This is a genomic window from Christiangramia sp. LLG6405-1 (assembly GCF_045055805.1).
Classification (GTDB): Bacteria; Bacteroidota; Bacteroidia; order Flavobacteriales; family Flavobacteriaceae; genus Christiangramia.
In genome coordinates this window covers 1,758,818-1,771,786 of the sequence record NZ_CP159330.1, presented here as the reverse complement: position 1 = coordinate 1,771,786, position 12,969 = coordinate 1,758,818, and the positions used below count along the sequence as shown (strand labels likewise).

Here is a 12,969-nt window from a genome sequence, read left to right as displayed (position 1 = left end):
TTTTATTCCGCAGAGGGATCAATCAAAATTAAAGATGTCTGTCTCTTATTCACATATCTAAAACCTTCTTTCCCCCAGAACCCTGCTTCTTCGAGCATGATTCTTATATCCTTATCCCATTCGGGAATGTTCACTTCAGTATTTAATTCAATGGCATAGGCCGTGTCCTCATAAAGTGAATAGTCCCCAGTCCCGGGAACTCCACCCTGTTGATCCCACATTCCAATGGTTGGTCCTGCAGAATGCCCGTAAAGCCCCAGTGGATGTGTATAGATCGAGGGTTTTAAACCTTCAGCTTTTGCCTTTTCCAGACTCGCAGCCAGAATTTCATTTCCTGTTCTGCCAGTTTTAAAATTTTCAGTTAGAATATCCTGCAACCTGTTTCCTTTTGTCAGGGCTTTCTGTAAGAATTGTGGAGCTTCAGTTTCGGTATCCTGAAGAACATAAGCCATCTGCTGGCAATCTGTATTCAAACCCAAATATGAAATTCCGAAGTCACAATGAAGCAGATCTCCTTTCAGAATAATATCGCTTCCGTTTTCATCACTGAATGCAGTAATATGATCTACAAGTTGCTCATTACTCCGCTGAATATCAACGGTTGGATGAAACCAGGTTTCCAGTCCCAGATCGGTCACCTTTTGTCGTAACCACCAGACCACATCATCTGTAGTAGTCACTCCCGGCTCTATTACTTTAGTACTAAAAGCTTCTTCAATGACATTATGCGTAAGTTCCACAAGCGAACTAAATAGAAGCATCTCTTTAAGAGTTCGGGTTTCTATCCAACCTACGGCAAGATCTTCCGCAGAGATCAACCTCGAATGATATTCTTCCGGTAAACTTTTTAGAAGTTCCTCATAGTCGGTTTTAACCAATCCGTCTGCAAGTCCATAATTATCAGAAATATTGATCCCGATTTTTTCTGGATTTCGTGAGCTAATGATATCTGCGAGAGCTTTCCATTGATCGGGCTGCTTCTCCTTGTCCCAGGCAGACTTGATGGCATCGCCAATATTATAACGGGCGACCGCAAGTTTTTCTATAGAATCTCCCTTTCTGGAAAACACCAGCATGGTTCGTCTTCTCGCATTTAGCCAGGTGGAAGGAAGCATAGTTTTCATCACAGGGTCCTCATTATATTCTCTTGAAATGATCACCCAAATTTCAACTTCAGCTCGATCCATCAAGACTGGCAGAAGCTTATCAAATCGCTCTACAAGTATTTCATCGCGAACAGAGGCGCGATCTTTTTCTGAAAGTATTTGGGTATGAGCACTAAAAGTGAGCATACAAAGTGTAAAACCTAGTAAATAACGCATAGGTATAAGATGATGGGAATGGATTTATTTTAGTCGAATATAGTCTATTAATAAACTGAATTCTTCATTTTTTTTATTGCCAATAAGAAAGGTGATTTCCTGTATGATATCATGGTCCCAGTTGGGAATATCTAATTTTCTACCTCGAAACCCAGGGTACATTTTTGCTAAATCAACCTCAATTTCCTGCCATTCTCCATTGGTAGAGAATTCCTGTATATAGGAGTGACGATCGTTCAATTTGTTCTTGAGTTGGAATTGATAATTCTTACCATCGCCTTTAAGCCTGATTACTGCTTTACTGAAATTCTTTACTCCTTCAACATTTAATCGATGTCGTACTGAAGCAAAACCTCCATTGTTTTCAAGCGAAACATTACCAATAAATTTAGCATGGCCTTCATCGGTAAGATAAATCTCTGCATTGGATCTACCACCCATTACGCGATCTTCCACTACCACCCAGTTACTGATTTTGGTATCAGAATTAAAATCGAAAATTAGTTTTTCATTCACACTGAACAGGATTATAATGATAAGAGTAATTCTAATCATAATTTAAGCCACTTTACTTTTAGCTGTATTTTCACGGTGAATCTTACCGTTCGGAGTTTCTTCGAATTTAGCGATCAAATAGATCTTTCTTGGTTTCTCATATTTCCCAAGCGATTTCATGTTGTCCACCATTTCCCTCAGCTCCGTTAGTCTTTCTTCGGAAAAATCATCTTCTACGAACATGACAACTTTTTCGCCCAGAGCATCGTCTGGCATTGAAGTGATAAAGAATCTATGATCCAATTTTTTATTGATCTTACGTTCTATTTCTTCAGGAAAGATCTTTATTCCGCCGGAATTAATAACATTATCATATCTCCCTTTCCAGATAAACTTTTTATAGGTTATGATCTCTACAACATCGTTGGTAACGATTTCCTCATCCAGTACTTTTGGAGCTTTGATCACAAGACAATCGCGGTCGTCTTTAGTAATACTTACATTTGGTAATAATTTAAAGGCTTTTGATACTTTCTTCTTCGTAGGATTTAAACGTTTTGCGGCTATATGACTACAGGTTTCCGTCATTCCGTAGGTTTCGTAAATCCTGGTATCGATATCCACCAGCATTTTTCGCAACCTCGGTGAAACTGCTCCTCCACCAATAATAAGTTTTTTCACCAGGTGAAGCCTGCCTATTGAATTATCCAGCTGGAAAGGCGTCATCGCTGAAAAATCATAGACCTTGAATAACTGATCGAAGGGATTTGATGATGGTGGAACCGAATCCAGGTCCCAACCTAAAAACATTGCTCTTACCAGCATCATTTTCCCCGCTATATAATCTACTGGAAGACATAATAATGCTTTGGTGTGATTAGGAAGTTTAAAGAATTTTGAAGTCGCCAGCGCAGAGTTGATCATGTGCTCCTTGGTAAGCCTGATCTTTTTGGGTTTTCCAGTAGACCCTGAAGTATGTACTTCAATATAATCTGTCGGTTTTAACCAGTCCAGCAGAAAATTACCAATTTGCTGTTCAAACGGTTCACCTTCCTTAATATAACTATAAGCGATATGCTTCAATTCGGCATTTGTGAAGTGCCGTTTATTCAACCTAAAGTCAGGGTGAGTTTCAGGAATCTTGTAATTATTATTCATACTTCAAGCTAAGTTGGACATTCACCGATTACTTAAAGTTAAGAATTTGCAATTAAATTCCTGAATATCCTAAGTAATTGTTACATTTTCAGGTCTTTTCACTCTTCCGAAGAGCTTTTCAGACCAGTTATTCCATTTATATTTCCTGGCAAAGATGAAAAGGAAGATAGGGTATATGATTAAAACAGGAATCAACACATCCCAGCCTGCAGATGGTTCTGAGACATCCTTTAAGATAGAATTCGTCTGGAATGCAGTCCAGTCGGCAGTAACAAGTAAGGCTGTAATTAAATTATTCGCAGCATGAAATCCTAAAGCAAGCTCCATTCCCTCATCCATCAAGGTCATGATCCCAAGCATAAAACCAGTTCCAATATAATAGATCATAATTATGTTACCCAGTTTGGTTACTTCAGGATTAAAATAATGCAACCCACCAAAAATCACGGAAGTAAGCACCAAAGGGATCCACCTGTTTTTAGCAAGCACACCTATCCCCTGCATCAAATAGCCTCTGAAGAAATATTCCTCAAAACTCGTTTGAATAGGAATCAGAAAGACTGAGATCAACAGAAGGTATAAAAAGGGTTCCCATTGAAAATTAAAAACATAATCCTGCGGATTCGAATAATAATCCAGAACAGTAATTCCAATGTTGAATACGGCAACCAGGGCAAAGGCAAACCAGAATCTACTCCAGTCTACTTTTTGTCGACTGGTGGTTAGGGTTTTAATTGGTTGTTTATGAACATATTTGACCCAAAGTAACAGCCCGGCAAGAAACACAAGAAATGACAGCAAATTCTCGAAAAGGACCCTGTTGGAACCTTTACTTTCAATTTGTTGCCGCATCATTTCATTCACATCCAGATCCAGCATTTCAACCGCTACATAATTAAGGGACATTAACCCAAAAAACAGAATCGGAATCACCAGATATCTCCAGAAAGAATGTTCGTATTTGAACGCTTGCGCTATAAACATAGTTTACTTAAAATTTAAAATCCCAGTTTACCTGAGGTTCATATTGAATTTTACCATTCTGCACCTGCAGCGGACTGATAAAGTTATTTGTATACAAACCACCCGTTCCCAAACCTTGCGGAAGATCTGTAGTTAGCGTGTAAGTCCACTGCGCAATTGCATTGAGTCCTACATTGCTTTCCAGCGCGCTGGTGATCCACCATTTCACCTGGTTAGTTTCACAGATATCGATCCATTCCTGGGTGCCTTTCATTCCACCGATCAAACTTGGTTTGTAAATGGCATATTGTGGTTGTATAGTTTGTATCAGTTTAGCCTTTTCTGTTACATCTGTGACTCCTATCAATTCTTCATCGAGTGCAATTGGAATTGGTGTCTTTGAGCATAACTGAGTCATTTCCGGTATTTGGCCTTGCTTGATGGGCTGTTCAATGCTATGAAGGTCGAATTTTGAAAGCCGCTCTAATTTCTGCAATGCTTCTGTAGGATGAAAAGCTCCATTTGCATCTACTCTTAATTCCATGGATTCTGCGGAAAAATTTTCCCGAATAGATTTAAGTAATTCAATTTCAGTTTCGAAATCTATTGCCCCGATTTTCAGTTTAATACAGCGAAAACCCTGTTCGATCTTTTCTGAAATCTGTTTTTTCATGAACTCCTTGTCACCCATCCAGATGAGTCCGTTAATTGGAATATAATCCTTTCCCCGGGTAAATTCCGAAGGAAATAATTCGAAAGGGCTGCTTGATTCGAGGCTACGAAATGCCATTTCAACTCCGAACTGGATACTGGGGAATTCGCGTAATTCTTCCCACAACATTTCCTTGCCCAGGTTGATATTTTCACAAACCCAATGAAGTTTATCTTCGTAATCTGGCCGATCATCATAACTTAATGATCTTAGAATTCCGCATTCACCTATACCGTATTTATCATTATCCTCGATCTTCAGAAACCACGTTTCTTTTTCAGTAAGAACGCCCCGGGAAGTTCCACTGGGGCGTTTGAAATTTAAAAGGTATCGTTTGTAAGAAGCTTTCATAATTATACTTCAACAGATTCACCAATATCGAGCAGTAAAAGATCTTTACCCTTATAGGCAAATTTCTTTTTAGCATCATCATGGTCGATTTCAATAAAACCGAAGGTATCATAGTGACATCCAAGGATACGATCACATTCTATGAAATCACTGGCGATTATCGCATCTTCCACACCCATGGTAAAGTTATCGCCAATTGGAAGAACCGCAAGGTCAATTTTAGTTCTCATTGGTATCAATTTCATGTCGAGCGTTAAAGCTGTGTCACCGGCGATATAAATATTCCCGCTATCAGTTTCGATCACAAAACCGCCGGGTTGTCCTCCATACTTGCCATCAGGAAATGAACTGGTATGTAAAGCATTCACGTATTTCACTCTTCCGAAGTCAAAATCCCAGCTACCTCCATGGTTCATGGGATGTACCTCGAAGCCTTTATCTCCATAATGATTGGCGATCTCATAATTGCTAACGATCTTGGCGCCCGTATTTTTTGCAATAGCTTCAGCGTCCAGCACATGATCTTCGTGCGCATGGGTTAGCAAAATGTAATCAGCCTTTAGATCATTGATGTCTACTTTATCCTTGGAAAGATCGTTTCCGGTAATAAAAGGATCTACGATGATATGTTTATTTCCAATTTCGAGAGCAAGCGAATTCTGTCCGTAAAATGTAATTTTCATAAAATGAGTTTTTCGGTTTTTATAAAAATAAGGATTCAGCTAAATTCCTATAATTAGCTGGCTATATAGTTTTGTTAAACTTGAACCTTAGAGCACAAGTCCTATCGCAAATAGAATTGAGATTCCAAATGTGGAAAGCGCCACTATCTTTAACTCGGGATCCAGATCTTTAGGGTTGTCATTCTTATCCACACGCATCAAATGGAAGATAAGCGGAATAAAACCTAGCAGATACATAAAATCATCCAGTTCCCTGGACACCATTGCTGAATAGATCAACATAAAGAACAAAGCTCCAATAATTAACAGGTAATGGTAATTCTTAGCCTTTCGCTCTCCCAATTTCACAACCAGCGTATTTTTACCAGCTTTCGCATCTGAAATTCTATCCCGAAGATTATTAAGATTGAGAACTGCAACACTTAAAAAACCAATGGCTACTGCAGGAAGGAAGCTAACAAAATTGTGGTCATGGGTATATAAAAAGTAGCTACCATAGACGGCAACCAGTCCAAAAAACATAAAAACGAAAATATCCCCTCTACCACGATATCCATAAGCAGAATTTCCTACCGTGTATTTAATTGCAGCAACGATAGCACCTATTCCCAGTATCAAAAACACCAGTGCAGCGATCCAGTTTTCGTCTTCAAAAGATGCATATATCAGTAATACAGCCAGTATAAAAGTTGCAACCGCGGTAATAACCATCGCCCGAAGCATTTCCTTCTGAGTAATGATCCCGCTTTGCAAGGCACGCATGGGCCCAATCCGGTCCTCATTGTCGGTTCCTTTCACACCGTCACCATAATCATTAGCAAAGTTAGAAAGGATTTGTAATCCAAGAGTAGTTCCCAGAGCGAGACTGAAAATTGCGAGGTTGAACTGCCCCTGTTGCGCAGCGATACTACTTCCTACAATTATCCCTGAAATGGATAATGGAAGTGTTCTCAGCCTTGCCGCACCAACCCAGGTTGAAAATTTGCTCATTTAATTCATGATTTTTACAAGAAGTTCTTTAAGAAGATCTCCCTGCGAAACATTTGCAGCGCCTACACCTTTACTTTTCACATCAGTTTCATGCAGATCGCTAATCACCTTGCTTACTTTTTTCATTGGAAAGTTTCTCGCGGCGGTGATATAATCACCCACAAAATAAGGACTAATCTTTAATTGCTTGGAAACCACTCCTTTGGATTTGTCAGTAAGGCCATGGTATTGCAGAATCTGAGAAAAATATGAAAATAGTAGACTAATGGTCACTACCAGTGGATTATCTTTAGGATTCTGAGCAAAATAATTGATTATTCTATGCGCCTTAAAATTATCTCTTTCTCCAATCGCCTTACGCAATTCGAAATTGTTGAAATCTTTGCTAATCCCGATATTTTCTTCAATGATCTCCGGACTAATAAGCGTTTCCTTCGTGCAAATAAGCTGAAGCTTTTGAAGTTCATTATCGATCTTCCCGAGATCTGTTCCCAGGAATTCAACCAGCATTTGAGAGGCCTTTGGAGAAATTGAATATCCCCGACTTTTCATCGTTTTCATAATCCAGTCTCCCACCTGGTTCTCATAAAGTCGTTTACTTTCGAAAATAAGACCAGTTTTCGCAATGGTTTTATGCAGCTTCCGGCGTTTATCGATCTTTTTATATTTATAGCACATTACCAATACTGTGGTAGGCTGAGGAATTTCAGCGTAATCTGCAAGTTTCTCGATCGTTCTGGAAAGATCCTGAGCTTCTTTTACAATAATCACCTGCCTTTCAGCCATCATTGGATACCGCTTGGCATTGCTCACGATCTCCTCGATGTTCGTATCTCTTCCGTAGAGGGTCATTTGATTAAAACCCTTTTCTTCTTCGGAAAGAAGATTGTCTGCGATATAATTTGAAATTCCGTCGATATAAAAGGTTTCCTCACCCATCAGGAAATAGATAGGTTTAATATCACCTTGTTTGATCTCGTTTACAATTTTTCTGGCTTCGTCCATAGAGGAGTTTACGGCGATTTATGAATTGATGGAAAACTGAAGGTGATATTTTATCACTGAATAATCTTCATTACTTTTGAAAAATGCAGAAGCTGAATTTTCCATCCTACTCATTTCGGTTCAAAAATAATCAAAATAAAGTAGCTGTTTTTGACGATCTACGGAAAAAGTTTATCATCCTTACGCCTGAAGAATGGGTACGTCAGCATACCGTGAAGTTTCTGGGAAAAGAGAAAAATTATCCGGCAAGTCTTATCAATGTTGAAAAGCAATTAAAGATCGCCGGTCTCATCAAAAGGTATGATGTGGTCGTGTTCGAGCCGAAAGGGAATATCCATATTATCGTGGAATGTAAAGCACCTAAAATTAAGATCACCCAGGACACGTTCGACCAGATCGCCAGATATAACCTGAGCTTAAAAGCAAATTATTTGATGGTAACCAATGGGATTGAACATTACTTTTGCCAGATGGATTACGAAAAGGAAACTTATATATTTCTAACCGATTTACCGGAATATCAACGAGCATGAATATAGCTGTAGTTATCCTGAACTGGAACGGGAAAGATCTGTTGAAAAAATTCCTGCCTTCGGTTATTACAAATTCTAAAGAGGCGCAAGTATATGTAGCTGATAATAATTCTACAGATGAATCTGTAGCGTTTTTAAAAAGCAGCTTCCCACAGGTACAAATTATTCAGAATAAATCGAATAATGGTTATGCCGGTGGATATAACCAGGCTCTAAAGTCGGTTTCTGAAGATATTATCATACTGCTGAATAGTGATGTAGAGGTGACCAGGAACTGGCTGGTTCCAATAATGGAAATCTTTCAAAAAGAAGCAGATGTAGCGGCAATTCAGCCAAAGATCCTGGATTACAAGAAAAAGGATCATTTTGAATATGCCGGAGCAGCCGGTGGTTATCTCGATCAATTTGGATATCCCTATTGCCGGGGAAGGATCTTTCAGAAAATGGAGGAAGATATAGGACAATATGATAATAACCATGAAATCTTTTGGGCTTCAGGTGCCTGCTTTGCCATTAGAAATTCAGTTTACCAGGAAGCTGGCGGACTCGACGAAGACTTTTTCGCTCACCAGGAAGAAATAGATCTCTGCTGGAGAATTCAGAATATGGGATATCACATAAAATATGCAGCAGATTCTATCGTTTACCACGTAGGTGGAGCGACCTTATCAAGTATGGATCCCAAAAAAACCTATTATAATTTTAGAAATGGTCTTTTTTTACTGCTGAAAAACCTTCGATCAAGAGATTTACTCCCAATATTATTTGGAAGAATGATCCTCGACGGAGTTGCTGCCATTAAGTTTTTGAGCGAAGGAAAAGTGGAACATTTTACGGCAATTTTAAAAGCTCATGGCAGCTTCTATTCATCATTTAACACGATAAGAAAAAAGCGTCCCGATCATTTTAAAATTGATCGATATTATGAATTGCGTTCTATTGTGTATCAACATTTTATACTTAAAAAGGCCCGCTATGGTGAACTGGAAAAATAATATAAAAAGGAAATGTTAAAATAGCTTTCCACCTTGCTATTTTTTTGATATTTTTGGCCTCTAAACAATTTAAAATTTAAGAAACTAGTTATGAAAAAAATCATGCTAATGTCGGCTACTGCGGCCCTTTTGCTATCTTCATGTGTTTCACAGAAAAAATACAATGAACTTGAAACAAAACAACGTGAAACTCAGGATCAATTAAATACTGCTACAGTAAAATTAAACTCCTGTCTTGATGAAAAAGAACGTCTAAATGGCCAGGTTGCAAATTTAAATAATACAAATGCTGCGTTATTGAACAACGTTGGGAACTTGGCAACTCTTTCTAAGAAAGAAGCTGAGAACATGGAACGTTCTTTGGAAAGTATTAAAGAAAAAGACCTTGCAATTCGTTCTATGCAAGATGCAATGAACAAGAAAGATTCTGTAACTCTTGCTCTTGTAACCAGCCTTAAGGGAGCTCTTGGTAACCTGAATGACGAGGATATCGAGATCAATGTTGAAAAAGGTGTTGTTTACGTATCTATTTCAGACAAATTACTTTTTGATAGTGGTCGTTACAACGTAACATCCCGTGCGAAAGAAGTTCTTGGTAAGGTAGCTACTGTTGTAAACAACAAGCCAAATATCGAATTCATGGTTGAAGGTCATACAGATGACAAAGCTATTAGTACTTCTATGTTCGAAGATAACTGGGATCTAAGTGTGAAACGTGCAACTTCTGTAGTACGTGTTCTTCAGGATGAGTTTGGTGTTGAGCCAGCCCGTATGACTGCTGCAGGTAGATCTTACTATGTGCCACTTGCAAGCAATGAAACTGCTGAAGGTCGTGCTAAAAACCGTAGAACAAGAATTGTTGTTCTTCCTAAACTTGATCAATTCTACAGTATGATCGAAGATGGAATGGAGAAAGCTAGTTCTCAGTCTAACTAATTAGAAACCTTTTTTATATATCAAAGCCCCTGCATTGCAGGGGCTTTTTTATTTAGCAAGTTTAACTCCTGATATTCAATATTTTATATTATTTTAGTAGTATTCCCTACTCTCTAAATCACTAATTATGAAAGCACTCAAAATTAGTAGTGGAATACTTTTTTTAGGCCTCTACCTGTTCCAGGTATCCTGCTCCTCTGAGTCTATTGAAACTCGGACCGAATCAACAAATAACGCTGCTATATCAGCTGAGTTAGAAATTCAGGAAATTGATCTCAGTTCCTTCTCCTTATCTAAAAGTATTAATCTACCAGCCAGGAATAGCTCCTGCGAGATTACTACGTTTCAAAGTCTACTTCAGATGAATTTCGAGAAGCTAATTCAAGATCCATATTTTGATGTTGAGATGGTCTTCTATTTAAGAGACCTTCATAGCAAATACGTTACACATTATATAGGTCCGAATTATTATGGCAGGGACGGGCAATACGATCGTCTAGCAGATAAACGCATACGAGAGCTTCAGAAATTCTGGCAGCTTGACCAACAGATCTATTTAAATGGGCAGCATACCGAAACCCTGGAAGATCCACAGCAATTAGCAGATATGATCGAAAGCTTCGATCGCAGTGTTCGCAATGCTACAGATGCCAGAATTAAAGCTTTACAAATTATTGAGGCTTATCAGAATAGTAGCCAGATCCCCAAAAATACCTTCTTCGCCCTCGATGCATTTACCAGATCAAATGGTCTTCTTGTCATAAGTGACGGTATTTTGGAAGTACTGGAAGAATCAGGGATTCCCGGAGAAATAGCTTTTAGCGGACTCCTCGCTCACGAATGGTGGCACCAGGCTCAATTTGAGTATGATTTACAATGGAAGAATGACTATATCAATTTAGAGAATCCTGAGCTTTTTAGAGAATTAGAGGCTGATTTTGCAGCAGCTTATTTTCTGGGGCACAAAAGAGGTGCAACTTATAACTGGAAGCGTATCGAATCATTTTTTGACATGAGCTATAATTCGGGAGATTGTTTTACTGAAAGTCCAGGTCATCATGGAACACCTGCTCAAAGATTGAAAGCAGCCCAAAGCGGTTTCGAACTGGCGTTCTCTGAGAAAAAGAAAGGAAAACCAGGAAAGCCTTCAGAAATACATAAGGCGTTTTTAGAATCTATGTAATAAAAAAAGCCCTCGCTAGAGGGCTTCATTCATTAAGTTAATTACAGATTACTTCTTAAGAAAATCTACGAGTAACCTGTTAAACTCCGCAGTGTGAGTCAGAACAAGACCGTGAGGAGCATCAATCACCTCGTGGTATTCACTATTTGCTATCATTTCAGCGCTTTTCTTCCCAGACATTTCAATAGGTACAACTTTATCTGCGGTACCATGAACAACCAGCGTAGGAATATCAAATTTCTTCAGATCTTCTCTAAAATCGGTTTTTCCGAAAGAGTCTACACATTCAAGCGTGGCATTTGGTGCTGCCTGACATCCTATAGACCAGTAGTAATGCGCCATATCTTCACTAACTCGATCTGAATTATCTTCGAAATTCAGGAATTGGTCTCCAAATTCTGATAAGAATCCTGGACGATCTTTTCTAAGATTCTTTTTAAAACCTTCAAATGTCTCTTCATCCAAACCATCAGGATTATCGTCAGTTTTCAGCATAAATGGGGGCACTGCTGAAATTAAAGCCGCTTTACTTAATTTTGAAGTTCCATAATTTGCGATATAGCGAGCCACTTCTCCTCCTCCCATGGAAAAACCAACAATGGTAGCATCTATAAGGTCTAATTTGGTAATTAGATCATTCAAATCCTTTGCCAGCGAATCGTAATCATATCCAGTCCATGGTTTGTCACTTGCTCCAAAACCTCTGCGATCGTAGGCAATACATCTAAATCCTGCCTCAACGATAGATTCTATCTGGTATTCCCACATTCTATGACTTAATGGCCAGCCGTGAATTAAAATTACCGGTTTACCTTCACCATAGTCTTCATAATATAAATTAATAGGTTGCCCCTTAACTTTAGTTGTAGTTTCTAATGTACTCATAACTTATTTTTTTTTTTAAGTTACTATCTCATACCGAGTTTGAAAAACCCTGAACCGGCTTTAATAGAGAATTAACTAGAAAGCGTGGGAAATCCTAAAATTTTACATGATCTCGAGGGAACCTTTTCCTTCCCGGATTACTTCAGGCTCTGGCGTTGTAAGATCGATTACAGTTGAAGCAACATTATCGCCATAACCACCATCGATTACCAGATCTACCAGGTTGTCCCATTTCTCACGTATCAATTCTGGATCTGTACTATATTCCAGTACCTCATCTTCATCCCTAATCGAGGTTGAAATAATTGGGTTACCAAGTGCTTTGACAATTGCCTGACAAATTGAATTATCCGGCACTCTTATTCCTACTGTTTTTTTCTTTTTGAATACGCTCGGAAGATTGTTTCCTCCAGGGAGTATAAAGGTGTACGGTCCCGGTAGACATCGTTTAAGTATCTTAAAAGTAGTTGTGTCGATTTGCTTCACATAATCAGAAAGATTGCTAAGATCTTCGCAAACAAAGGAAAAATTAGCTTTTTCCAGCTTTACGTTCTTGATCCTGGCAATCTTTTCTAATGCACTATTATTGGTAATATCACATCCCAACCCATATATAGTATCGGTTGGGTAGATAATAAGACCTCCTTTTTTGAGGACTTCTACTACCTTGTTTATATGTTTTGGTGCGGGATTTTCATCGTAAATTCTTAGGAGTTCAGCCATATTAGTATGTTTTTGATCTTCTTAAAATTAAGATA

At 38.6% G+C, this 12,969-nt stretch carries 14 protein-coding genes; 4 read left to right on the top strand and 10 right to left on the bottom strand.

Going from position 1 to position 12,969, the window contains the following annotated elements:
• Window positions 1-2: 2 nt before the first annotated feature.
• The 8 genes from ABVM50_RS08250 to holA all read right to left on the bottom strand — a co-directional run bounded on the left by ABVM50_RS08250 (window position 3) and on the right by holA (window position 7,679).
• Window positions 3-1,322: a M24 family metallopeptidase gene (locus ABVM50_RS08250; RefSeq protein WP_405198134.1), complete on the bottom strand. Its 1,320-nt coding sequence runs from the start codon at window positions 1,320-1,322 to the stop codon at window positions 3-5.
• 24 nt (window positions 1,323-1,346) lie between these two features.
• A complete protein-coding gene (locus ABVM50_RS08245; protein ID WP_405198133.1) occupies window positions 1,347-1,877 on the bottom strand; it encodes a CIA30 family protein in 531 nt (176 codons plus the stop codon).
• Between the two features lie 3 nt (window positions 1,878-1,880).
• Window positions 1,881-2,975, bottom strand: a complete 1,095-nt coding sequence (locus ABVM50_RS08240; protein WP_405198132.1) for an AMP-binding protein — start codon at window positions 2,973-2,975, stop codon at window positions 1,881-1,883.
• A gap of 69 nt (window positions 2,976-3,044) precedes the next feature.
• Window positions 3,045-3,959: a CPBP family intramembrane glutamic endopeptidase gene (locus ABVM50_RS08235; RefSeq protein ID WP_405198131.1), complete on the bottom strand. Its 915-nt coding sequence runs from the start codon at window positions 3,957-3,959 to the stop codon at window positions 3,045-3,047.
• Between the two features lie 7 nt (window positions 3,960-3,966).
• Complete coding sequence (locus tag ABVM50_RS08230) at window positions 3,967-5,001, bottom strand: o-succinylbenzoate synthase (protein WP_405198130.1); 1,035 nt, start codon at window positions 4,999-5,001, stop codon at window positions 3,967-3,969.
• Window positions 5,002-5,003: 2 nt separating this feature from the next.
• Complete coding sequence (locus ABVM50_RS08225; RefSeq protein WP_405198129.1) at window positions 5,004-5,684, bottom strand: metal-dependent hydrolase; 681 nt, start codon at window positions 5,682-5,684, stop codon at window positions 5,004-5,006.
• A gap of 87 nt (window positions 5,685-5,771) precedes the next feature.
• Window positions 5,772-6,674 carry a 1,4-dihydroxy-2-naphthoate octaprenyltransferase gene (menA, locus tag ABVM50_RS08220; protein WP_405198128.1) on the bottom strand — a complete coding sequence of 301 codons (903 nt, stop codon included), beginning with the start codon at window positions 6,672-6,674 and terminating at the stop codon, window positions 5,772-5,774.
• Window positions 6,675-7,679, bottom strand: a complete 1,005-nt coding sequence (gene holA / locus ABVM50_RS08215) for a DNA polymerase III subunit delta (RefSeq protein WP_405198127.1) — start codon at window positions 7,677-7,679, stop codon at window positions 6,675-6,677.
• Between the two features lie 83 nt (window positions 7,680-7,762).
• On the opposite strand from holA, the gene ABVM50_RS08210 reads away from it, so the two are divergent.
• The 4 genes from ABVM50_RS08210 to ABVM50_RS08195 all read left to right on the top strand — a co-directional run bounded on the left by ABVM50_RS08210 (window position 7,763) and on the right by ABVM50_RS08195 (window position 11,326).
• Window positions 7,763-8,212: a type I restriction enzyme HsdR N-terminal domain-containing protein gene (locus tag ABVM50_RS08210; protein ID WP_405198126.1), complete on the top strand. Its 450-nt coding sequence runs from the start codon at window positions 7,763-7,765 to the stop codon at window positions 8,210-8,212.
• Window positions 8,209-9,207, top strand: a complete 999-nt coding sequence (locus ABVM50_RS08205; RefSeq protein ID WP_405198125.1) for a glycosyltransferase family 2 protein — start codon at window positions 8,209-8,211, stop codon at window positions 9,205-9,207. The genes ABVM50_RS08210 and ABVM50_RS08205 overlap by 4 nt, the downstream gene beginning before the upstream one ends.
• A 90-nt stretch (window positions 9,208-9,297) precedes the next feature.
• On the top strand, window positions 9,298-10,143 hold the full coding sequence (locus tag ABVM50_RS08200; RefSeq protein WP_298524757.1) for an OmpA family protein: 846 nt from the start codon (window positions 9,298-9,300) through the stop codon (window positions 10,141-10,143).
• Window positions 10,144-10,270: 127 nt separating this feature from the next.
• Window positions 10,271-11,326 (top strand): hypothetical protein, encoded by a 1,056-nt coding sequence (locus tag ABVM50_RS08195; RefSeq protein WP_405198124.1) that lies wholly within the window; start codon window positions 10,271-10,273, stop codon window positions 11,324-11,326.
• Between the two features lie 48 nt (window positions 11,327-11,374).
• Here the strand turns inward: ABVM50_RS08195 and ABVM50_RS08190 are convergent, their stop codons facing one another.
• Complete coding sequence (locus tag ABVM50_RS08190) at window positions 11,375-12,211, bottom strand: alpha/beta fold hydrolase (protein ID WP_405198123.1); 837 nt, start codon at window positions 12,209-12,211, stop codon at window positions 11,375-11,377.
• A gap of 102 nt (window positions 12,212-12,313) precedes the next feature.
• Window positions 12,314-12,934 (bottom strand): L-threonylcarbamoyladenylate synthase, encoded by a 621-nt coding sequence (locus ABVM50_RS08185; RefSeq protein ID WP_295179459.1) that lies wholly within the window; start codon window positions 12,932-12,934, stop codon window positions 12,314-12,316.
• Window positions 12,935-12,969: the final 35 nt, after the last annotated feature.